The sequence below is a fragment of the Allobosea sp. P4_C6 genome, from assembly GCF_056402015.1.
Window position 1 is genome coordinate 1 of the sequence record NZ_JBFUIF010000011.1, and the last position, 22,492, is coordinate 22,492.

At 66.4% G+C, this 22,492-nt stretch carries 20 protein-coding genes; 11 read left to right on the forward strand and 9 right to left on the reverse strand.

What is annotated here, in order from left to right:
* Positions 1-268 (reverse strand): PRC-barrel domain containing protein (locus AC1DVA_RS10305; RefSeq protein ID WP_476805835.1); only part of this gene is annotated, 268 nt, incomplete at its 3' end.
* An 84-nt stretch (positions 269-352) separates the two neighbouring features.
* Here AC1DVA_RS10305 and AC1DVA_RS10310 point away from each other — a divergent pair.
* Entirely contained in the window at positions 353-619 is a 267-nt protein-coding gene (locus AC1DVA_RS10310; protein WP_476805836.1) for a DUF6894 family protein, read from the forward strand.
* Between the two features lie 366 nt (positions 620-985).
* Here AC1DVA_RS10310 and AC1DVA_RS10315 read toward each other — a convergent pair whose 3' ends face one another.
* On the reverse strand, positions 986-1,360 hold the full coding sequence (locus AC1DVA_RS10315) for a VOC family protein (protein ID WP_265052964.1): 375 nt from the start codon (positions 1,358-1,360) through the stop codon (positions 986-988).
* 61 nt (positions 1,361-1,421) lie between these two features.
* Here AC1DVA_RS10315 and AC1DVA_RS10320 point away from each other — a divergent pair, with 61 nt between their 5' ends.
* From AC1DVA_RS10320 to AC1DVA_RS10360, 9 genes are all read left to right on the forward strand, one after another.
* Entirely contained in the window at positions 1,422-1,799 is a 378-nt protein-coding gene (locus AC1DVA_RS10320; protein WP_476805837.1) for a cupin domain-containing protein, read from the forward strand.
* Between the two features lie 143 nt (positions 1,800-1,942).
* Positions 1,943-3,121: a pyridoxal-phosphate-dependent aminotransferase family protein gene (locus AC1DVA_RS10325; RefSeq protein WP_476805838.1), complete on the forward strand. Its 1,179-nt coding sequence runs from the start codon at positions 1,943-1,945 to the stop codon at positions 3,119-3,121.
* Positions 3,122-3,481: 360 nt separating this feature from the next.
* Complete coding sequence (locus tag AC1DVA_RS10330) at positions 3,482-4,348, forward strand: ImuA family protein (protein ID WP_476805839.1); 867 nt, start codon at positions 3,482-3,484, stop codon at positions 4,346-4,348.
* Positions 4,254-5,798: a Y-family DNA polymerase gene (locus tag AC1DVA_RS10335; protein WP_476805840.1), complete on the forward strand. Its 1,545-nt coding sequence runs from the start codon at positions 4,254-4,256 to the stop codon at positions 5,796-5,798. The genes AC1DVA_RS10330 and AC1DVA_RS10335 overlap by 95 nt, the downstream gene beginning before the upstream one ends.
* Positions 5,795-9,340 carry an error-prone DNA polymerase gene (locus tag AC1DVA_RS10340; RefSeq protein WP_476805841.1) on the forward strand — a complete coding sequence of 1,182 codons (3,546 nt, stop codon included), beginning with the start codon at positions 5,795-5,797 and terminating at the stop codon, positions 9,338-9,340. The genes AC1DVA_RS10335 and AC1DVA_RS10340 overlap by 4 nt, the downstream gene beginning before the upstream one ends.
* A 156-nt stretch (positions 9,341-9,496) precedes the next feature.
* Positions 9,497-10,306 carry a phosphoadenylyl-sulfate reductase gene (locus tag AC1DVA_RS10345; RefSeq protein ID WP_476805842.1) on the forward strand — a complete coding sequence of 270 codons (810 nt, stop codon included), beginning with the start codon at positions 9,497-9,499 and terminating at the stop codon, positions 10,304-10,306.
* On the forward strand, positions 10,303-11,205 hold the full coding sequence (cysD, locus tag AC1DVA_RS10350) for a sulfate adenylyltransferase subunit CysD (RefSeq protein ID WP_476805843.1): 903 nt from the start codon (positions 10,303-10,305) through the stop codon (positions 11,203-11,205). Before AC1DVA_RS10345 ends, cysD begins: the two co-directional genes overlap by 4 nt.
* Positions 11,205-12,119 carry a GTP-binding protein gene (locus AC1DVA_RS10355; protein WP_476805844.1) on the forward strand — a complete coding sequence of 305 codons (915 nt, stop codon included), beginning with the start codon at positions 11,205-11,207 and terminating at the stop codon, positions 12,117-12,119. The genes cysD and AC1DVA_RS10355 overlap by 1 nt, the downstream gene beginning before the upstream one ends.
* Entirely contained in the window at positions 12,077-12,856 is a 780-nt protein-coding gene (locus tag AC1DVA_RS10360; RefSeq protein ID WP_476805845.1) for an elongation factor 1-alpha C-terminal domain-related protein, read from the forward strand. The genes AC1DVA_RS10355 and AC1DVA_RS10360 overlap by 43 nt, the downstream gene beginning before the upstream one ends.
* A gap of 158 nt (positions 12,857-13,014) precedes the next feature.
* On the opposite strand, the gene AC1DVA_RS10365 is transcribed toward AC1DVA_RS10360, so the two are convergent.
* The 6 genes from AC1DVA_RS10365 to AC1DVA_RS10390 form a co-directional block, all read right to left on the reverse strand.
* A complete protein-coding gene (locus AC1DVA_RS10365) occupies positions 13,015-13,422 on the reverse strand; it encodes a RidA family protein (RefSeq protein ID WP_476805846.1) in 408 nt (135 codons plus the stop codon).
* A gap of 45 nt (positions 13,423-13,467) precedes the next feature.
* A complete protein-coding gene (locus AC1DVA_RS10370; protein ID WP_476805847.1) occupies positions 13,468-15,108 on the reverse strand; it encodes a benzoate-CoA ligase family protein in 1,641 nt (546 codons plus the stop codon).
* 62 nt (positions 15,109-15,170) lie between these two features.
* Positions 15,171-16,430 carry an acyl-CoA dehydrogenase family protein gene (locus AC1DVA_RS10375; RefSeq protein ID WP_476805848.1) on the reverse strand — a complete coding sequence of 420 codons (1,260 nt, stop codon included), beginning with the start codon at positions 16,428-16,430 and terminating at the stop codon, positions 15,171-15,173.
* A 1-nt stretch (position 16,431) separates the two neighbouring features.
* Positions 16,432-17,265 carry an enoyl-CoA hydratase family protein gene (locus AC1DVA_RS10380; protein ID WP_476805849.1) on the reverse strand — a complete coding sequence of 278 codons (834 nt, stop codon included), beginning with the start codon at positions 17,263-17,265 and terminating at the stop codon, positions 16,432-16,434.
* A complete protein-coding gene (locus AC1DVA_RS10385; RefSeq protein WP_476805850.1) occupies positions 17,265-17,813 on the reverse strand; it encodes a MarR family winged helix-turn-helix transcriptional regulator in 549 nt (182 codons plus the stop codon). Before AC1DVA_RS10385 ends, AC1DVA_RS10380 begins: the two co-directional genes overlap by 1 nt.
* 1 nt (position 17,814) lies before the next feature.
* A complete protein-coding gene (locus tag AC1DVA_RS10390) occupies positions 17,815-18,570 on the reverse strand; it encodes an SDR family NAD(P)-dependent oxidoreductase (protein WP_476805851.1) in 756 nt (251 codons plus the stop codon).
* A gap of 235 nt (positions 18,571-18,805) precedes the next feature.
* On the opposite strand from AC1DVA_RS10390, the gene AC1DVA_RS10395 reads away from it, so the two are divergent.
* Positions 18,806-21,130, forward strand: coding sequence for a bifunctional salicylyl-CoA 5-hydroxylase/oxidoreductase (locus AC1DVA_RS10395; protein ID WP_476805852.1), 2,325 nt, complete (start codon positions 18,806-18,808; stop codon positions 21,128-21,130).
* A 7-nt stretch (positions 21,131-21,137) separates the two neighbouring features.
* On the opposite strand, the gene AC1DVA_RS10400 is transcribed toward AC1DVA_RS10395, so the two are convergent.
* Positions 21,138-22,394, reverse strand: coding sequence for an MFS transporter (locus tag AC1DVA_RS10400; RefSeq protein WP_476805853.1), 1,257 nt, complete (start codon positions 22,392-22,394; stop codon positions 21,138-21,140).
* Positions 22,395-22,492 lie beyond the last annotated feature (98 nt).

Sequence of the window (22,492 nt, forward strand, 5' to 3'; positions counted from 1 at the left end):
GCTGATCCTTGGTCCAGTTCGTGACGGCGTGAACATTGCCATCTTCGTCGCGCATGAACTCAAGGTCGCTGATAGCTACCCCCACGGGCTTTGCGCCGATGCCAAGGAAGCCACCCACGTCGATCACGACCTGACTGGCGGGGCCGGCGCCGTGGACATGGGAAACTGAGCCGATCTTTTCATCGCCTGGTCCGTAGATCGTCGCGCCATCGAGGATATCGCCAGTCAAGTCGGTCTCGGTGAGAGGGATATGGTGGGGGTGGTCCATCGTTAGCTCCTCATGCTCCATACCTATAAACGAGCTGAGGTCTGAGGCGTTCCAGGATCAGAACAGATCGTCCTTGAAAGGCTGTTGGCCAGCGACAAAGCCGCCGCAGACGCGGCTCAGGTGGCGTTGGCGGACATGGCTCACGATGTCTTACCTGATGGTACATCCGTCGATCTGACTGCCGCTGTAGAGAATTCGGCCGGCGAAGAAATCTATCACGCCTCGCTCAAATTCCGCGGCGAAACGGCCGAACAGGCACGATCTAAGACTGCCGATTTGGAAACCGCGGCGGATGATGCGGCTGAAGCAGTGGCCAGGGCCCTTGACGCGAAGCCGGACGCGCGAAGCTGAAGGAGGATGGCGAAAAGGAGTGGGGGCGTTGGAGCGCCATTGGCAGGATGCGTGAGGTGCTCTTCCCAGATTGGATTCTGAGCGCCCGTGAGTCAGCGACTTGAGGCGTGCCGGTTTGGCTGACCATACTACCATCATGAATAGCAGTGCGAGTGCGGCTTAGCTGAAGGAGGCGGTGGGCACGACGTGGTAGGTTGGACTGAGCACGGTTCCTCCGCCTTCCGGCCAGGAGACCGACTCCTCCTAATGGAGCGCGTCACCCTTCGCCCGTTGCTGCCGCATCCGCAACTCATCGCTCCTGTCGCAGAATTCGAGCGGCCGTCTCCGGTGGCGCGGAGTCCTTCGGCGCGGCTGTTTTCGATCGTGCTATGCCGTCGGCTGCGAGCGCGCGGTAAGCTTGTTTCCGTCCGGATCGCGAAGGTAAGCGACGAAGGCTCCGTTCGGGCGCTCGCTGGGTGGGCTCTCGATCGCACTCCCACCATGCGTAGTCCCGGCCTTGTGCCACGCGAGAACGTGGTCCCGGCCGGACGCGGAGATTCCGATCGTTCCGCCGTTGGCCGAAGTAGCCGGATTGCCGTCGATGGGCTTCGTGATCATCAGCCGCCCGCCGTCGTGGGCGTAGATTAGCCTGCCTCGGGCATCTACCGCGCCAGGCTTGCCGCCTAACGCGACGAATGTGGCGTCATAGAAGTCTTTTGACCGCTCCAGATCGTTGCTGCCGATCATGACGTGGGTGAACATGCTTTGATCTCCGATAAGGCCCCGCGCCCTAGTGCGGGCGAGCGGCTGAAGGGAGGAACGCATGCGCGTGATTGAACCGCAATCTGAGCTCGAAAAATGGCGAGAGGGCGTACTGACCTCAATGCGGGTCTCAGCGGTTGTGGGATCGCATCAGCTCTGCATCTTCGAGCAGTTTTGCCAACCTGGCCTGGGCGCGCCTATGCACTCGCACACCGTCGAAGAAATCCTCGAGGTCATTGAGGGGCAGGCCGAGATACGCATCGAGGACGAGGTGATGTCCGTGCTCCCCAACCAGTCGGTCATCGTGCCCGCCGGCAGCCGTCACGGGTTCACGAATACCGGCAGCGGCATCCTGAAGGTTCGCGCCACTCTCGCCTCGCCGGTTTTCGAGGCGAGTTACGACGACAGCGGAGAGCTGAAACGGCGGTACAGCCCGTAGGAGCTTCTGGGCGCTCTCTGCCGGTCCAGCTGGGCTCATGTGTCATGCAAAGCGGGATGCCGAGCAATGCGCGCACGAGCTTGCTCGGAACATGCTCATAGCGGAACTCTGCAGAGATGAATTTCCTGTACTGAGGATTCGGCATGTCTCTGGCTAATGGCCGGCCGCTGCTCGCGATGCCCGGTCCTACAAACATTCCCGATCGCGTGCTTCAGGCGATGATGCGACCAGCGGAGGAACTAAGTTCCGACAGCATCGTGACCCTAACTGAAACGGTTCTCGTCGATCTCAAACGCGTCTTCCGGACTGACGGCGAAACCTTCGTCTACGCCGCCAACGGGCATGGCGGCTGGGAGGCAGCCTTCACCAATGTCCTTTCGCGTGGCGACAAGGTGCTGGTGCTTGAAAGTGGACGCTTCGCCATCGGCTGGGGCGAGATGGCGCGCTTCATGGGCGTTGATGTCGAGATGCTTCCTGGGAGCTGGCGTCGGGCTGTTGATCCCGTCGCAGTCGAGGCTCGGCTGCGCGCCGATACGCAGCACACGATCAAGGCTGTGATGGTCGTTCAGATCGATACCGCCGCCGGCATCGTCAATGACATCCCCGCGATCCGAAGGGCCATCGACGCCGCGGGCCATCCTGCCCTCTTCATGGTCGATGCCATCGCATCGCTGGCCTGCATGGAATTCGAGATGGATGCCTGGCGCATCGATGTCGCTGTCTCCGCCTCACAGAAGGGACTGATGTCATCGCCAGGCCTGGCTTTCGTTGCGGCCAACGACAAAGCCCTTGCCGCTCACAAGCGCGCCAACCTGCGCACCGGCTATTGGGACTGGAGCGGTCGGATGAACGTGCTCGCCTACATGAAACATTGCGGGACCGCGCCGGAGCACCTGCTCTTTGGACAGCGTGCTGCGCTCGACATGATCTTCGAGGAGGGGCTGGAGGCAATCTGGCGCCGCCACACCGCCCTTGCCAAGGCGACACATGCTGCCGTCGATCTCTGGACGAGTGGTCAGGCTCTGGCTTTCGGAGTCACGGAGGCAACCGAGCGAGCGCCGTCCGTGACGGCGGTCCTGACGCCTAGCGTAGACGTAGGGGTCATCACCGCCTTCGCACGCGATATCTGTGGCGTGACGCTTGGCCTGGGCATAGGAGACTATCATAACAAGGCCTTCCGTATCGCCCACATGGGCCATTTCAACGCTGCAGCCTTGCTGGGCGCGCTCGGAGCAGTTGAGATGGCGCTTCAGGCGAGAGAAATCCCGCACGGCTCTGGCGGTGTCGCGGCAGCAATCGCCAGCTTAGCCGCCGCAGCGTGAAAGAGGCTGCGATTCTATCGCGTGGCAGCCTTGAACAGACAGGATGTCCCTACAGGCGGCCGATTCACTGAAGCAACTCCTGTCCTCGCCGGCCCCGGCGCTGGGTCCAAACTCAGGGACGCGGCCAAGCATGGCGTCGAGGTGATCGATGAAGGCGGCTGGTTCGATCTGATAGGCGGTTGAGGCCGTAAAAGGGCTGTGCCGACAAACTATGGGCGCAAATGCCGACATACTACCCTCTCCAGCCGACAAACTTTGCGTATCGCACAGCAGGGGCGAGTCGGAGTTCGGAAGACTCGACTCGCCTTCCGGCGCGGTGCGTTTTATAAAGAACAAAGAGAGAACAATTTTCGAGTTTCCATGCCAGCAGCGACCGCCCAGACCCTGTCCGATCTGCGCCGCAGCCTCGCCGAGGCGGCTTTGCGGGCTGGCCCTGTCGCGGGTGGGCGGATCGGCCTTGGCGTGACTTCGCTCGACGAAGCCCTGAGCGGCGGGCTCGCGCGAGCGGCGCTGCATGAGGTCTATGCCGCCGAGGTCGCCGATCTCGCGGCCGCGACGGGTTTCGCGCTGGGCGTTGCGCTGCGGGCTGGGCACGGAGAGGGCGAGGTGCCAGAGCGCCCGATCCTGTGGGCGCGGCAGGATTTCGTCGATGCCGAAGCCGGCCGATTGCATGCGCCGGGGCTGAACGAGCTTGGCCTCGATCCCTCGCGCCTCCTGCTGGTGCGGGCGCGCGACGGCGAGGGCGTCTTGCGGGCGGGCGCCGAGGCGGCGCGCTGCTCTGCGCTAGGCGCCGTGATGATCGAGCCCTGGGGTGAACCGCGCCCTTTCGACCTGACGGCGAGCCGGCGCCTCGCTTTGGCTGCCGAAGGCGCGGGCGTGCCGGTTCTGCTGCTGCGGGTGGCGGCTGCGGAGGCGCCGAGCGCGGCCCGTACGCGCTGGCAGGTGCGTGCACTGGCCTCGCGGGCGCTGGAGGCCAATGCCCCCGGCGCTCCGGCTTTCGCCGTGAGATTGCTGCGCCAGCGCGGCGGCGCGGCGGAGCGCGAGTGGCGTGTGGAGTGGGACCGTGACCGACGATCTTTCGAGGAACGCAGCGTTTTCGACCGTTCCGACAGACTGGCTCCCCGGACAGACCATGCCGCGCCGCTATCTCGCCCTCTGGTTCCCCTATCTGGCGACCGACAGGTTGCGGCGGACGGGCACGATTCCGGCCTTCGGCGCGCCGGCTGAGAAGCCCCATGTCCTGGTCGAGACGCAGAACAATGCGCTGCGCATCGTCGATTGCGACAGGCGCGCCGTCAGGCTCGGCCTGACGCGCGGGCTGACCCTGGCCGATGCCCGCGCCCGGATGCCCGATCTCGTCGCGCTGGAGGCGCAGCCGCAGGCGGATCTGCATTTTCTGGAGGAGGTCGCGAGTGTCTGCGACCGCTTCACGCCGCTGGTCGCGCTCGACGCCCGCGACGGCCTCCTGCTCGACATCACCGGCTGCGCCCATCTCTTCGGCGGCGAGGAAGGGCTCGTTGCCCGTGTCGACCACGTCATACGCCGGATCGGTCTTGGACTGAGGACCGCCATCGCCGGCACGCCCGATGCCGCCCGCGCCTGCGCCCGTTTCGGGGAGGGAGGCATCATCGCTCCGAGGCGGGAGGAAGTGACGCTGCGCCCCCTGCCGGCCAATGCGCTCGATATCGAGGCGGAGACCGTGATCGCGCTGTCGCGGGCCGGCCTCAAGACATTGGCGGATCTCGCCGAACGCCCGTCCGAGACGCTTTCGGCCCGCTTCGGCGAGGCGCTGGCGACTAAGCTAAGGCGCACGCTCGGCCGAGAGGATCGCCGCATCACCCCCTTGCGGCCGCCGCCCGATTGCGTGGTCGAGCGCCAATTCGCCGAGCCTTTCGCCGATACCGCGAGCCTCGAGGCGGTGGTCGTCCGGCTGATCGGGGAGGCGGCACGGGTGCTGGAAGCGCGCGGCGAGGGCGGGCGCGTCTTCGAGATCGGCTTCTTCCGCAGCGACGGTGCCGTCCGCCGCCTCGCCATCGAGACCGGCCGGCCCTCGCGCGATGCGAAGGCTTTGCTCAGGCTCTATCGCGAGCGCATCGAGGCGCTGGCCGATCCGCTCGATCCCGGCTTCGGCTTCGATGCGGTCAAGCTCGCGGTGCCGATCTGCGAGCCGCTGACGGACCAGCAGCACAGCCTCGACGGCCGCGCCGTCGAGGAGGAGGCAGTGGCCGATCTGGTCGACCGGCTCGTCACCCGCTTCGGCCGCGACCGCGTGCTGCGCTTCGCGGCGCAGGATACGCATCATCCCGTCCGTGCCGCAAAGGCGATCTCAGCCGCCGCGCCACTGCCGGAGGCGGCATGGCCCGAGCCTGAGCCGCAGGAGCCGCCGGCCCGCCCGCTCCAGCTTTTCGAGCCGCCCCAGCCGGTCGAGGCCATCGCCGAAGTGCCGGATGGCCCGCCGATCCGTTTCCGCTGGCGCCGCCTCATCCATGACGTCGCCCGCGCCGAGGGGCCGGAGCGCATCGCGCCGGAATGGTGGCGCGACGGCAGCGACGAGCCGATGCGCGACTATTATCGCGTCGAGGATGCGCAGGGGCGCCGCTTCTGGCTGTTCCGAATCGGTTTCTACGAGGCCGAAAGCGCCCCGCCGCGCTGGTTCCTGCACGGGCTCTTCGCATGAATCAGATTGCGAGCTCCTTCGCCGAACCCGTTGCCGCGACGAATTTTTCCTTCCTGCGCGGCGCCTCGCCGGGGCCGAACATGGTGCTGACGGCGCTGCTGCTGGGATATGCCGGCATCGGTATCGCCGACCGCAACACGGTCGCCGGCGTCGTACGCGCCTGGGCCGCGTTGAAGCATTTGCGCGAGGACGGCCTGCCGTCGCCCGAGAGAATCCGCGAGGGTGGCAGCCCCGGCGAATATGTCTGGATCGAGAACCCGGATTTCGCCGACCTGCCCTTCACCCGTGAGCACATGCAGGCCATGGCGCAGAGTTTCAAGCTCGCGACCGGCACCCGCCTCGTCTTCGCCGACGGCACACCGGACATCATCGTCTATCCCGCCAATCGCGAGGGCTGGGGGAGGCTCTGCCGGCTGCTCAGCCAAGGCAATCTCAGGGCGGAAAAGGGCGAGTGCATCCTCCACCTCGACGATCTGCTGAACGATGCGCGCGACCTCCTGCTCATCCTGATGCCCAGCCGCAATCTCGATGGCCTGCCGGCGCTGCTTGCCCGGCTCGACGAGGCCGCGCCCGGCGCGATCTGGCTCGGCGCCACCATGCACCGGCGCGGCGACGACCGTCGTCGTCTGGTGCGGCTCAAGGTCATCGCCGCCGCGACCCGCACGCCGCTGATCGCGACCAATGACGCGCTCTACGATTCCATTGAGCAACGCGACTTGCAGGATGTGCTCACCTGCATCCGTGAGGGCGTCACCATCGAGCGTGCCGGGCGGTCGCTCGAGGCCAATGCCGAGCGCCACCTCAAGCTGCCGCAGGAGATGGCCCGCCTCTTCCGCGACGCGCCCGAGGCCATTGCCGAGACGCAGCATCTCTTCTCCCGCGTCGAGTTCGATCTCGGCCAACTCCGGTACGAATATCCCGACGAGCCGGTCCCACCCGGCTGGAAGGATCAGGACTGGCTCGCGGAGCTGGTTCGCCGCCGCAGCCTGATCCGTTACCCGGAAGGCGTGCCGGAGAAGGTGCAGGGATTGCTGGCGAAGGAACTCGCTCTCATCGAGAAGCTGGAATACGCCCGCTACTTCCTGACCATTCGCCAGATCGTCGAATTCGCCGAGAGCGAAGGTATCCTCTGCCAGGGCCGCGGCTCGGCCGCCAATTCCGCCGTCTGCTACGTGCTCGGCATCACCGCCGTCGATCCGGCTGACAATGACGTCCTGTTCGAGCGCTTCATCTCGACCGAGCGCCGCGAGCCTCCCGACATCGACGTCGATTTCGAACATGAGCGGCGGGAGGAGGTGATCCAGTGGATCTACAAATTCTATGGGCGCGAGCGTGCCGGCATCGCCGCGACCGTGATCCGTTACCGACCGCGCAGCGCCATCCGCGAAGTCGGCAAGGTGCTGGGCCTGACTGAAGACGTCACCGCCCGCATCGCCGACACGCAATGGGGCAGCTGGGGCACCGAGATCGGCGATGYCCGTGTCCGCCAGGCCGGGCTCGATCCGAAGAACCCGACGGTCCGCCGAGCCGTCGACTTCGCAATTCGCTTGCTGGGCTATCCGCGCCATCTCTCGCAGCATGTCGGCGGCTTCGTGCTGTCGCGCGGGCGCCTGGACGAGACCGTGCCCATCGGCAATGCCGCGATGGACAAGCGTACCTTCATCGAATGGGACCGCGACGACATCGACGAACTCAAGCTGATGAAGGTCGATGTACTGGCGCTGGGCATGCTCACCTGCATCCGCAAGGCGTTCGATCTGCTGCGCGAGCACGAGGGCATCGACTGGGGTCTTGCCGATGTGCCGAGTAGAGATCTCGCGACCTATGACATGCTTTGCGAAGGCAAATCGCTAGGCGTGTTCCAAGTCGAGAGCCGCGCCCAGATGAACATGTTGCCGCGTCTCAGGCCGAGGAAATTCTACGATCTCGTCATTCAGGTGGCGATCGTGCGACCCGGCCCGATCCAGGGCAACATGGTCCATCCCTATCTGAAGCGGCGGGCAGGGATTGAAAAACCTGAATACCCGAAGCCTGCCCCTCCTCACCCCGAGAACGAACTCGAATCCGTCCTGAACAAGACCCTTGGTGTTCCCCTTTTTCAGGAGCAGGCGATGAAGCTCGCCATGGTGGCTGCCGAATTTTCAGACATTGAGGCGAATGGCCTACGCAAGGCCATGGCGACATTTCGCAACGACGGCACCATCCATGATTTTCAGGACATGATGGTCGAGCGCATGGTCGCGCGCGGCTATGAGCGCGATTTCGCCCAGCGCTGCTTCGACCAGATCAAGGGTTTCGGCAGCTACGGCTTCCCGGAAAGCCACGCCGCCTCCTTCGCCAAGCTGGTCTACATCTCCTCCTATCTGAAGCGATGGCGCCCGGCGGCATTCGCCTGCGCGCTGCTGAACTCCCAGCCGATGGGCTTCTACGCCCCGGCCCAGATCGTGCGGGAGGCGCAGGAGAACGGCGGCGTCGAGCCACGCCCCGTCGATGTGAATGCGAGCGGTTGGGACAACGGGTTGGAGCCTTTGGAGGAACTGAACGTCGTCATCCCGGGCGACCGTAGGGAGACCCGGGATCCATGCCTGAGCGTTTCCGATGAAGGCTCAGGCATGGATTCCGGGTCTTCGCTTCGCTTCGCCCGGGATGACGTCCAGCATTCTTCCAACTTTCGCAGCCCTCATCTGAGGGCTGAGAAGGAGGAGACGAAGAAACACCCCTTCGCGCTCCGCCTCGGCTTCCGCCAGATCGACGGATTCAAGGAGGAATGGGGCCTCGCCATCGTGCAGGCGCGGGAAGCGGGAGGCATTTACCGCGACGTCGAGGAGCTGATGCGCCGGGCCGCGCTGCCGGCCCGCGCCATGCGCCTGCTCGCCGATGCCGATGCCTTTCGTTCCCTCGGCCTGGATCGCCGCGAGGCGCTCTGGGCCGTGCGCCGCCTGCCGGACGATCCGGCACTGCCGCTTTTCGCGGCCGCGCAGGCCCGCGAGCTGGGGCGCGAGCCGGCGATGGCGCTGCCTGCCATGCCGCTGGCGGAGCATATCGTCACCGACTACCAGACGGTCAGGCTTTCGCTGAAGGGCCATCCGATGCAGCTGTTGCGTCCGCGCTTCCGGCGCGAGGGCATCCTGAGCTGCGCCGAAACCGAGGCGAAGCCGGACGCCGCTTTCGTCCGTACAGCGGGTGTCGTGCTGGTGCGCCAGCGGCCGGGCAACGGCAAGGCGATCTTCGTCACGCTGGAGGACGAGACCGGCATAACCAATGTCGTGATCTGGGCACGGCTGTTCGAGCGTTTCCGCCGCGATGTCATGGGCGCTCGTTTGATGCTGGTCGAGGGCAGGGTGCAGAAGAGCGTCGAGGGCGTCACACACCTGATGGCCCAGCGCATCTTCGATCGTTCCGCCGATCTGCTCTCGCTTTCCGATACGCACCGCGCCGAGATGCCGCCGCCCTGCGTCGATGAGCTGAAGAACCCGCCACTGCCGCGCCACCGCCACCCGCGCAACGTGCGCATCCTGCCGAAATCGCGGGATTTCCATTGAAATCCATGGTGGTCGCCAACTCCTCCAACCAGCGGTCGAAACAATCTTCTCCCATGGAAGTGAAATAAGAAAAAACACGCTATCCACTGTGAATTGAAGCTTCGACGCTATGGGTATAAGTGGGTCGTTCGATTTACCGAACGAACGGCCAGAACGATGGCGACAAGCCCCGGCCCGGATGAAACGACGACGGATGCGCAGTCCATCGACACGCTGGCGCACCGTTCGGCCGCGCTCAATGCAGCCTTCGGTGCGGCCGATGTCTCCCAGCGCCTTGCCGGCATCGTTGCAGGCGCGACCGGGCCCGTGGTCTTCACCACCTCCTTTGGCCTCGAAGATCAGGTCCTGACCCATTTCATCGCGGCTGCGAAGCTGCCGGTCACCGTCGCCACGCTCGATACCGGCCGGCTTTTCCCCGAGGTCTATGAGCTCTGGCAGGAGACGGAGGAGCGCTACGGCATCCTGATCCGCCCCTTCTATCCCCGGCATGACGCAGTCGAGCTCCTCGTCCGCCAGAACGGCATCAACGGCTTCTACGGCTCTCGCGAGGCTCGTAAATCCTGCTGCGACATCCGCAAGGTCGAGCCGCTCGGCCGCGCGCTCGCCGGCGCCGATGTCTGGCTGACCGGCCTGCGCGCCGACCAGTCGGCCGCGCGCGGCGATGTCCAGCTTGCGGAAGCCGATGCGGCGCGTGGCCTCGTCAAGGCGAGCCCGCTCATCGACTGGACGCGTGAGCGCGCGCTCGCCTTCGCCGAGGCGAATGGCGTGCCGATCAATCCGCTCCATGCGCGGGGCTTCGTCTCGATCGGCTGCCAGCCCTGCACCCGCGCCATCCGCCCCGGTGAGCCGGAGCGGGCGGGGCGCTGGTGGTGGGAGGACGACGCCGCCAAGGAATGCGGCCTGCATGTCGGGCCGGACGGAAAGCTGGCGCGGGCCCAGGGCGCTCCGGCACAGGTGCACGCATGATCCAGCTCAGCCATCTCCAGAAGCTAGAGGCGGAAGCCATCTTCATCATCCGCGAGGTGGTGGCGACCTCCGACAAGCCGGTGTTGCTCTATTCGATCGGCAAGGACTCCGCCGTCCTGCTGCATCTCGCCATGAAGGCGTTCTATCCGGCCAAGCCGCCTTTCCCGCTGCTCCATGTCGATACGACCTGGAAGTTCCGCGACATGATCGCCTTCCGCGACGAGACGGCGAAGCGCCTGGGGCTGGATCTCATCGTCCACATCAATCAGGACGGTGTCGCCGCCGGCATCAACCCCTTCACCTCGGGCTCCCGCATCCACACCGACGTCATGAAGACGCAGGGGCTGAAGCAGGCGCTCGACTTCCACAAGTTCGATGCGGCCTTCGGCGGCGCGCGCCGCGACGAGGAGAAGAGTCGCGCCAAGGAACGCGTTTTCTCCTTGCGCTCGCCCGAGCATGGCTGGGACCCCAAGAACCAGCGCCCGGAACCCTGGCAGCTCTTCAACACCCGCAAGCATCGCGGCGAAAGCTTTCGTGTCTTCCCGCTCTCGAACTGGACCGAGCGTGACATCTGGGACTACATCGCGCTCGAGAACATCCCCGTCGTGCCGCTCTATTTTGCGGCGCCGCGCCCGGTCGTTCAGCGCGACGGCGCCTGGATCATGCGCGACGACGAGCGCATGGAGCTTCTCCCCGGCGAGGTCGTCGAGACCCGCATGGTCCGCTTCCGCACGCTGGGCTGTTACCCGCTGACCGGCGCCGTCGAAAGCGCGGCGGCCAATCTCACCGACATCATCGCCGAGATGCGCTCCTCCCGGTCCTCGGAGCGGCAGGGCCGCGTCATCGACCATGACGGCTCGGGCTCGATGGAGCAGAAGAAGCAGGAAGGCTATTTCTGATGGGCCTCGCCATCGCCAGGAACCTGGCCAAAAAGAACCTGAAGGCACTGAGGCCGGCGCAGAGCCTTCTCCCCGCCAACGACACGCCCAGCGCCAGCGAAACCGGCCAGCACTCCCTGCTGCGCTTCATTACCTGCGGCTCGGTCGACGACGGCAAGTCGACCTTGATCGGCCGCATGCTCTACGAGGCCGGCGCGGTTTTCGACGACCAGCTCAGCGCGCTCGACAGCGATTCCCGCAAGTTCGGAACGCAAGGCGCCGCCCCTGATTTCGCCCTTCTCGTCGATGGGCTCTCGGCCGAGCGCGAACAGGGCATCACCATCGATGTCGCCTATCGCTATTTCGCCACCGACAATCGCAGCTTCATCGTCGCCGACACGCCCGGCCACGAACAATACACCCGCAACATGGCGACCGGCGCCTCCACCGCCGACCTTGCCATCATCCTGATCGACGCCCGCAAGGGCCTGCTGCCGCAGACGCGCCGCCATTCCTTCATCGTCTCGCTGGTCGGCGTCCGCCATATCGTCGTGGCGATCAACAAGATGGACCTCGTCGGCTATGACGAGGCGGTGTTCGAGCAGATCGCGGCCGATTACCGCGCAACGGTCGCCTCGCTGGGCTTCGCCTCGATCCGCTTCATCCCGGTCTCGGCGCGGGACGGCGAGAACGTCATGCGGCCGTCGGCGGCCATGCCCTGGTATAACGGGCCGGCGCTGCTGCCCTATCTGGAGAGCGTCGCGATCACGCAGCCGGGCCGCGCGACGAAAGCTTCATCCTGCCGGTGCAATGGGTCAATCGTCCGGATCTGGACTTTCGTGGCTATGCAGGCGCGCCCGTCGCAGGCCGCGCCCGCGTCGGCGATCCCGTCGTGGCGCTGCCCTCCGGCCGTACCAGCCGCATCGCCCGCCTGATCGGCGCGGCCGGCGAGGCCAGCCAGATCGGCGCCGGCCAGGCGGCGACGGTGACGCTCGAGGACGACATCGACATCTCGCGCGGCGATGTGATCGCTGCCGCCGGCTCGGCCTTGCGCATCAGCCGGGGCGTGAAGGCGCGGCTGCTCTGGACCGGCGAGCGCGCCATGCTGGAAGGCTCGCAGTTCCTCGTGAAGCTCGCGACGCAGAGCGCGACGGCCACGATCGAGGCGCTGCATCACAGCGTCGACATCGAGGGCTTCCGGCCCCAGCCGGCGCAGAGCCTGCGCATGAACGGCATCGGCCTCGTGACGCTTCGGCTCGACCGGCCGCTGGTCTCGCTGCCTTATGCCGAAAGCCACGAGCTCGGCGGCTTCATCCTGATCGACCGCATCAGCAACGAGACGGTCGCTTTCGGCTTCATCGAGCCTGGAGAGGGCGATGCGCAGCAGGCGGTGGGCGAGGGCGGGGCGATGGCGAAGGCCAAGCGCGCCCTCATCCGCATCGTCGGTCGACGCGGCACGCCGGACCGTCGCGCCTGGCTCGCTGCCGTGAGCTGGCGCGTGCTGAGCACGGCGGGGTTGTTCGCCGCGGCCTTCCTGCTCACCGCCAATGCCACGGTCTCGCTGGCGCTCGCCCTTGGCGACATCCTGCTGCGGCCGAGCTTGCGCGCGCTGCACATGCGGCTCTGGAGCAAGGCGCCGATCGGGGCGCTGCAGGACGGCGCTGGGATTTAGGCGCGGTTCGCTTTGCGATTGAGACACCGGTCATCCCGGGCGCAGCGAAGCGACGACCCGGGATCCATGCCTGAACCTCCACCGGAAGCGCTCCGGAATGGATCCCGGATCGGCGCCGCTAGCGCGGCTTGTCCGGGATGACGGCGGGCATGACGGGTCTATTGCGCCACCACCGCCGTCGCCTCGATCTCCAGCAGCGCCTCCGGCTCGACCAGCGCACTCACGGCCACGACCGCCATCGCCGGGAAATGCCGGCCGAAGGCCTCGCGATAGATCGGCCCCATCTCCTTCAGGCTGGCGCGATAGGTCGCGATGTCGGTGACGTACCAGGTCAGGCGCACGATATCCTCGACGCAACCGCCGCCGGCCTCGACCACCGCCTTGATGTTGAGGAAGGTCTGGCGCAGCTGCCCGATGAAGCCTTGCGCGAAGACGCCTTCGGCATTCCAGCCGACGAGCCCGCCGGTCACCAGCACGCGGCCTTCGGCCAACATGCCGTTGGCATAGCCGCGCGGCTGCGGCCAGCCTTCCGGCAGGATGGCGCGGGAAGAGGAAGCGTTGGACATGGTATCGCCTCGGTTTCGGCCGTTCGGCTCTGGTTGGTCGGAGGATCAGGCCTCGTCGCGCGCCATCCGGCGCAAGGCGAAGCGTTGCAATTTGCCGGTCGCCGTCTTCGGCAAGGCGGCGACGAATTCGATGGCTCGCGGATATTTGTAAGGGGCGATACCGGCCTTCACATGCTCCTGCAACGCCTTGGCCAGCGCCGCATCGCCGGTGACGCCCTCGCGCAGCACGATATAGGCCTTCACGATCTGCCCGCGATCGGGGCAGGGGGCGCCGACCACGCCGCACTCGGCCACCGCCTCATGCGTCAGCAGGCAGGCTTCCACCTCCGGCCCGGCGATGTTGTAGCCGGCCGAGATGATCATGTCGTCGGAGCGGGCCTGATACCAGAAATAGCCATCGGCATCGCGCAGATAGGTGTCGCCGGTGATGTTCCAGCCGTCGAGGACGTATTTCGCCTGTCGGGGATCGGCGAGGTAGCGGCAGCCGGTCGGCCCGCGCACGGCGAGCCGCCCCGGCGTGCCATCCGGCACGTCCTTGCCGTCGTCGTCGACGATCTTCGCTTCGTAGCCCGGCACCGGAAGCCCGGTCGCGCCCGGCCGGATCGCCTCGCGTGGCGCGCCGATGAAGATATGCAGCATCTCGGTCGCGCCGATGCCGTCCATCAGCGGCAGACCGGTCCGCGCCTGCCAAGCGTCGAATGTCGCCTTCGGCAAGGCCTCGCCGGCGGAGACGCAGATGTTGAGTGAGGAGATGTCGCGCCCCTCCAGCTTGTCGAGGATGGCGCGATAGGCGGTCGGCGCGGTGAAGACCACACTGACCTTGTGACGCTCGATCGCGTCGATCAGGTCGGCCGGACCCGCCTTCTCCGGCAGCACCATCGCTGCGCCGGTCCGCATCGGGAAGAGCACGAGCCCGCCAAGGCCGAAGGTGAAGGCGAGCGGCGGCGAGCCTGTGAAGCGGTCGTCGGGCGAGGCCTTGAGGACGCGCGCGCCGTAACAGTCGCAAATCGCCAGCATGTCCTGGTGGAAATGCATGGTGCCCTTCGGCTCGCCGGTGGTGCCGGAGGTGAAGGCGATCAGGCAGACGTCGTCGCGGGCGGTGTCGGCGGCCTCGAAATGCTCGTAGCCCGGCTGCGCCATCAGCACTTCCAGCTCGCTCCCGGCTGAACCGAAAGCGACGATGCGGGAGAGCTCCGGCGCCTGCGCTTTCGCGGTTTCGAGTTCGGCGGTGAGGCGGTGGTCGCAAAGCGCGAGCGCGATCTTCGCCTTGCGCAGCGGATAGGCGAGCTCGCCAGCCCGCAACATCGGCATGGTCGCGACCGCGATGCCGCCGGCCTTGATGACGGCGAGATAGGCGGCGACCATCATCGGCGTGTTGCCGGCGCGCAGCAGCACGCGATTGCCGCTGACCATACCGAGATCGCGGGTCAGCACATTGGCGATGCGGTTCACCCGCTCCGCGAGGTCCGCGTAGCTCCAGTTCAGGTCGGCCGCGAGCACTGCGGTCCGGCCGCCGCGCCCCTCGGTGATGTGCCTGTCGAGCAGCTCTGCGACGCAGTTCAGCCGCTCGGGATAGGCGAGCCCTGCCTCTTCCACTCTCAGATCGGGCCAGCTTTCGCGCGGGGGCAGGTTGTCCCGCGCGAAGCTGTCCTTATGCCCCGATCTCGCGAATGCGGTTGCTGTCATCTCGTTCCCCTGCCTAGAGCCGGATCTGATCAGGTCGAGAGACCTGATCAGTGAATCCGCCTCTAATTATTGAATGGAGAACGCGTTATCCGATCAGGTTGCGGTGCAACCTGATCGGCGCGTGCTCCAGCGGCATGTGCTTTGAGCAGGTCGCGCGCGATCACGACCTTCTGGACTTCGCTGGCACCCTCGTAGATGCGCAGCGCCCTGATCTCCCTGTAGAGTTCCTCCACCTTGACGCCCTTGGTGACGCCGAGGCCGCCATGGATCTGGACGGCCCGGTCGATCACGCGCTGGGCGTTCTCCGTCGCGATGAGCTTGGCGAGCGCGGCCTCGCGGGTGACGCGCGCCGCGCCGCGGTCCTTGGTCCAGGCGGCGCGGTAGACGAGGAGGGCGGCGGCATCGACCTCCGCCGCGCTGTCGGCGATGGCCGCCTGCGAGAGCTGGAGGTCGCCGAGCGTACCGCCGAAGAGCTTGCGGCCATTGGCATGGGCGAGGGTCTCGTGCAGCGCCCGCCTGGCGAAGCCGAGCGCGGCGGCGCCGACCGTCGAGCGGAAGATGTCGAGCGTCGCCATCGCGACCTTGAAACCATCGCCGGGCCCGCCGATGCGGTTATCGAGCGGCACGCGGCAGCTCTCGAAGCGCAGCGTCGCGAGCGGATGCGGCGCGATCACCTCGATGCGTTCGGCAATGGTCAGGCCGGGCGTATCGGCCTCGACCAGGAATGCGGAGAGCCCGCGCGCGCCCGGTGCCTCGCCCGTGCGGGCGAAGACGACGTAATGGTCGGCGATGCCGCCATTCGAGATCCAGCTCTTCTCGCCGTCGATGCGGACATGGCTGCCACCATCCGGCGTCGCGGTCGTCGCCATGGCGGCAACGTCCGAACCGGCTTCCTTCTCCGAGAGGGCGAAGGCGGCGATGCGCTTGCCGGCCGCGACATCCGGCAGGATGCGCCGTTTCATGTCCTCAGAACCAGCGATGCTGATCGAGCCCGTGCCGAGCCCCTGCATGGCGAAGGAGAAATCGGCGAGGCCGTCATGAGCAGCCAGGATCTCGCGGGCGAGGCAAAGCGTGCGCACGTCGAGCTTGTCGGAAAGCCCGCCATAGGCAGCCGGCACCACGGCTTTCAGGAAGCCGACTGCGCCCAGAGCCGCCACCCGCGCCCGGCAGGCCTCGTCGACATCGTCATGTGGCAGGTCGGCAAGATAGGAATCGGCCCAGCCGGAGAGTTCCGCAGCGAAAGCACGATGGCGCTCCTCGAAGAACGGCCAGTCCAGCGTATCGCCGAGGATGTCGAGGCCGAGGCGAGGGGCGCGATCCATCTCAGTTACCCTCGAAGACCGGTTTCCGCTTTTCGGCGAAGGCATGGTAGGCGCGGGCGAAATCCTCGGTCTGCATGCACAGGGCCTGCGCCACAGCCTCGGCTTCGATCGCGCTCTCGACCGACATCGCCCATTCCATCTCGAGCATGCGCTTGGTCATGGCATTGGCGAAGGTCGGGCCATCAGCCAACTCTGCCGCGAGCGTCTGCGCCTCGGAAAGCACGGCCTCGGACGCACAGAGCCGGTTGAGGAAGCCCCAGCGCTCCGCTTCCTCGCCCTTGAGCACGCGGCCGGTGTAGAGCAGCTCGGCGGCGCGGCCCTGGCCGATGATGCGCGGCAGCATCGCGCAGGCGCCCATGTCGCAGCCGGCCAGGCCGACCCGGTTGAACAGGAAGGCGATCTTGCTGCCGGCCGTGCCGAACCTGAGATCGGATGCCATCGCGACGATGGCGCCGGCCCCTGCGCAGATGCCGTCGATGGCGGCGATGATCGGCTGCGGGCAGGCGCGCATCGCCTTGACCAGCTCGCCCGTCATCCGGGTGAATTTGAGCAGGTCCTTGGTCTCCATTGCAACCAGCGGGCCGATGATCTCGAAGACGTCGCCGCCCGAGGAGAAATTGCCACCGGCGCCCGTCACCACGATCGCCTTGACGTCTTCCTCCTTCTGCGCGGCGAGGAAGAAATCCGTGAGTTCGCGGTAGCTTGCGAAGGTCAGCGGATTCTTTTTCTCAGGCCGGTTGAGCGTCACCGTCGCGACCTTGCCGGCGACCGAAAGGGCGAAATGCTGCGGCGTGAAGCCGGCCAGCGGCAGGGTGGTGGCGTTGGCGATCGTCATCAGGCGTCTCCCTTCGCGGCCGCGTCGGCTGCGTCCTTCGCCCGGCCGGCAATGGCGCGATGAAGCGAGGTCTTGGTCTCGCCGAGCAAGCGGAAGAGCTGCCCGATCTCGGGCTGGTCGAGCCCGGCGAAGAGTTCGGCGATCCAGCTTTCGTGGCGCTCGGCCATGGCCCTGAAGGCCTTGCGACCCTGCGCCGTCAGCGTGAGGATCTGCACGCGCCGGTCCTGCGGCGCAGAGCGCTTGTCGACCAGCCCGTCCGTGACGAGGCCGGCCACGACGGCGGTGACATTGCCGTTCGAGACCATCAGCCGCTGCGAGACTTCGCCGACGGTCATGCCGACCACGCTCTTGTCGAGCTGCGCCATCAGGTCGAAGCGCGGCAGCGTGGTCTTGAATTCTTCGCGCAGCCGGTTGCGGATCTCGGTCTCGATCAGGGTCGAGCAGGTGAGCAGGCGCAGCCAGAGCCTGAGCTCGTCCTTGTGGTCGCCGGGGCGTTCGCTCGCCTTGGTCTCGCGATCGAGCATCAGGGCGGAAGAGGGCGTGTCCATCTCAGAACTCCCCGCCATTGATGAGGAGCGATTGGCCGGTGACCGCATCGCTGCCCGGTCCGCAGAGATAGAGCACCGCGGCGGCGACCTCTTCCGGCGCGATCAGCCGTCCCTGCGGATTGTCCTTGACCATCTCGGCCAGCGCCTGCTCGCGGCTCTTGCCGGTCTTCGCCGCGATGGCGTCGAGCCCGCTCGCGACCATGTCGGTGTCGGCATAGCCCGGGCAGACGGCGTTGACGGTGACGCCCGAGCGCGCCGTCTCCAGCGCCAGCGATTTCACGAGCCCGATCACGGCATGCTTCGCCGCCGCATAGGCACTCACATAGGCGTAGCCGCGATGTCCGGCCGTCGAGGCGATGGCGATCAGTCGGCCGCGCTGGCGTTCCAGCATGCCGGGCAGCACGGCATGGAACAGGTTGACGGTGCCGATCAGGTTGATCTCGACCATGCGGCGGAAGCGCTCGCTGTCGCTGCGCATGAACGGGCCGGTCTCGACCGCGCCGGCATTGGCGATCGCGATGTCGAAAGCGCGTCCGCCGGGGAGCTGATCCAGGGTAGCGAAAACCGAACTCGCGTCGCGCACATCGCAGGTCGCGAAATCGGCTGCCGCGTCGGCTGCAACGGCATCCCGCAAGGCAGCCTCGTCGCGGCCGAGAATGCTGACCTGCGCCCCTGCCTGTGTCAGCATGGCGGCGATGGCGCGGCCGATGCCACGTCCGCCTCCCGTCACCAGCGCGCGCTGTCCCTGCAGAGTCATGACCGTTCGACCTCCGTCGTCGAATATATTTTAAGTCTCAATCAATTTGCAAGCGGCTTGTCTGCGGGCATGCGATGCAGCGATGGTTTTGCGGTATTCGATGGCGTTTCCGGGCATGCTTGGCTCAGTTGCGATGTGCGGGCCGGAAAGGGCGAAAGTCCCTTGAGTTCAAAATCATTTTAGGCTTAAAATAATTTCTAGACCGGGATCGGCCGGTTCCCTGATGGAGGCGTCGATGCGTATCGCGGTTGTGGGCGGCGGGCCGGCGGGCCTCTATTTCGCACTGCTGATGAAGCGGGACTGGCCCCAGCTCACCGTCGACGTGTTCGAGCGCAACCAGGCCGACGACACTTTCGGTTTCGGCGTCGTCTTCTCCGACCAGACGCTCGACACCTTCAAGGCGGCGGATGCGGAGAGCTATGCCGCCATCCGCGACAACTTCGCCTATTGGGACGATATCGAGATCCGCTTCAAGGGTGACACCTATCGCGTGCCCGGCAACGGCTTTTGCGGCTGCTCGCGCCGTTCGCTGCTGATGCTGGTGCAGGCGAGGGCGCGCGAACTCGGCGTCAACCTGCATTTCGGAACCGATATAGCCGATATCGATACGCTGAAACGCGATTACGACCTGGTCGTCGCTGCCGACGGCATCAACAGCCGCATCCGCGAGAACTGGCGCGAGCGCTTCCAGCCGCAGGTCGATCTCAGGCCCAACCACTTCACCTGGATGGGCTCGACCCGGCCCTTCGACGCCTTCACCTTCTTCTTCAAGCAGACCGAGCACGGCGTCTTCATCGCTCATTGCTACCAGTACGAGGCGGGCCGCTCGACCTGGGTTCTCGAGACCGACCCCGAGTCCTTCGAGAAGGCGGGGCTCGGCGCCATGGACGAGGCGCAGTCGGCCGCCTTCCTCGAAGGCGTCTTCGCCGAGGAACTGCAGGGCCACAGCCTCATCACCAACCGCTCGCTCTGGCGCAATTTCCCGATGATCCGCTGCCGCAATTGGGTGAGCGAGAACGTCGTGCTGATCGGCGACGCCAAGGCGACCGCGCATTTCTCGATCGGCTCCGGCACCAAGCTTGCGATGGAGGATGCCATCGCGCTGCACAAGGCGATGGGGCAGGCCAAGCTCGATGTCGCCGCGGGCCTCGCCTTGTACGAGAAGCAGCGCCGCGAGGAGGTCGAGAAGACGCAGCACGCGGCCGATGTCTCGCTTGTCTGGTTCGAGGAGCTCAGGCGCTTCTGGGATTTCGAGCCGCTGCGCTTCGCCTTCGGCCTGATGACGCGCTCGAAGGCGATCACCTACGACAATCTGGCGCTGCGTGCGCCGGCGATGGTGTCGGCCGTGGACGAGCTGGTCGCCCAGGGGCTCGGCCCGCTGGCGAGACGGCGCAAGGACGGCTCGCCGGTCCCACCGGCCTTCCAGCCCTTCAGGCTCCGGGACATGCAGGTCGAGAACCGCATGACCCTCTCGCCGATGTGTCAATATTCGGCACAGGATGGCCTGCCTGATGACTGGCACCTGATGCATTACGGTTCGCGCGCCATCGGCGGCCCCGGATTGATCTTCACCGAGATGACCTGCGTCGCGCCGGACGCCCGCATCACCCCCGGCTGCACGGGCCTCTGGAACGACGAGCAGGAAGCGGCCTGGACGCGCATCGTCGCTTTCGTCCACGCTCATTCGGCCGCGAAGATCTGCCTCCAGCTCGGCCATGCCGGGCGCAAGGGCGCGACGAAGCTGATGTGGGAGGGCATGGACCGGCCGCTCGCCGATGGCGCTTGGCCCATCGTCTCGGCATCGCCGCTGCCCTACTACCCGGACAGCCAGGTGCCGCGCGAAATGACGCGGGCGGATATGGACAAGGTGAAGGCCGAGTTCATCGCGGCGGCCGAGCGCGGCGAACGCGCCGGCTTCGATATGCTGGAGCTGCACTGCGCCCACGGCTATCTGCTCGCGAGCTTCCTCTCGCCGCTGACCAACAAGCGCACGGACGACTATGGTGGCTCGGTCGAGAACCGGCTGCGCTTCCCGCTCGAGGTCTTCCGTGCGCTGCGCGAGAGCTGGCCGCGCGAGAAGCCGATGTCGGTCCGCGTCTCGGCGACGGACTGGGCTGATGGCGGGCTCTCGCCGGAGGATTCCGTCGCGATCGCCGAGGCCTTCGCTGCGGAGGGCTGCGATCTCGTCGATGTCTCGACCGGCCAGACGGTGAAGGAGTCGCGGCCCATCTATGGCCGCATGTTCCAGACGCCGTTCTCCGATCGCATCCGCAACGAAGCGGAGGTCGCGACCATGTGCGTAGGCAACATCACCACGGCCGATCAGGTCAACACCATCGTCGCCGCCGGACGAGCCGATCTCGTCGCGCTCGGCCGGCCGCATCTGGCCGATCCGTCCTTCGTGCTGCGCGCTGCGGCCTGGTATGGGGTGGATACGGCCCAGCCGGTGCAGTACCAGCCGGGCAAGGACCAACTCATGCGCAACACGCCGCGCGAGCGCGAGGATCTGGAAGAGCTGAAACTCAAGGCCAAGCCGAGCCGCCACGCGCCGGCGGCGTAGGCCCGGATTATTTGCCGCCCTGCGAGCGGCCGGACGGCGAGACGTCGGGGATGGTCGGCGCCGTCGTCGGGCGCTCGCCGAAGGGGCTGGCCGAGGGCGGGTTGCGCCTCAGCCGGAAGGTGAGATAGGCGCTGGCCGCAGCCGAGAGCAGCCCTAGATAAGCCAGCAGCCCGTTGGGGCCGACGGCCTGCATGAAGGCGGTCGAGACCAGCGGGCCGATGGCCGAGCCTGTCGCCCAGAGGAACAGCAGCTGCGCCGACAAGCCCAGCGCCCGCTCGCGGCCGAGCCGGAAATAGGCATGGGCGACAGCGACCGTATAGATCGGCATGCTGCCCGCACCGATCAGCGCGAACAGCCCGAACAGCCAGAACCGGGTATGTGGCACGGCGAGCCAGAGCACGGCGCCCAGCGCCAGCGAGCAGAGCACCACAGAGAGCGTGGCGCTCAGCATGATGATCCGGCTCTCGACGCGGTCGGCCAGCAGTCCGAGCGGCCATTGCAGCATGAGCGCGCCGATCTGGATGCCGGCCGTCAGCAGGATCGCCCAGGCCTGGTCGAGCCCGATCAGGATGCCGTAGGCCGGCGCGACATTGGTGAGCGCCCCGCCCATCAGCCCGACATAGAGGCAGCCGATGACCGAGGCCGGCGCATATTGCCAGATCGTGTTGAGCCTGACCGAGACGACCTCGCCTGATTCCGGCCCCTTGGCCTTGGTCATGGCGACGGGGATCAACGCGATCGAGAAGGCGGCGCTGGCGAACAGGAAGATGTCGCCCGACTGTAGCGAGACATAGCCGACGCCGATCTGCGAGCCGATCAGGGCGAGGCGGTTGAGGATCTGGTAGAAGCCGAAGACGCGCCCGCGCTGGCCGGCCTTGGCCTGTCCGCTGATCCAGCTTTCGATGCAGATGGCGTGGCCCGCGCCGGCGAAGCCCATCCCCAGCCGCGAGGCGCCCCAGATATCCAGCGGCGTCATCGCGAAGCTCAAGGTCAGCACGGCCTGCAGCGCCGCGAACACGGCGAAGGCGCGGATATGCCCGACGCGGCGGATGAAGGCGGGGATCACGAAGCAGCCGGCCAGGAACCCGACCGAATAGGCCGAGCCCACGAGGCCGATCAGCAGCGGCGCCTTCTGCTCCACCGCCATCTTCAGCGGCACCACCGTGTTCACGATGGTCGCGGCGACCTGCAGGATGAGCGCGCCGCTGACGATGGCGCCCAGCGCCGCGACGGAGCTGGTCCTCGGCTCGGCTGGTTTGGTCACGGCGCTTCCGGCCTCCTGCGCAGCCATGGCGAAGGCTTGCTGTCCTTGGGATTGTTGTCCCTGGGGCTGCGATCCCTGTGACATAACCGATTCGAGCG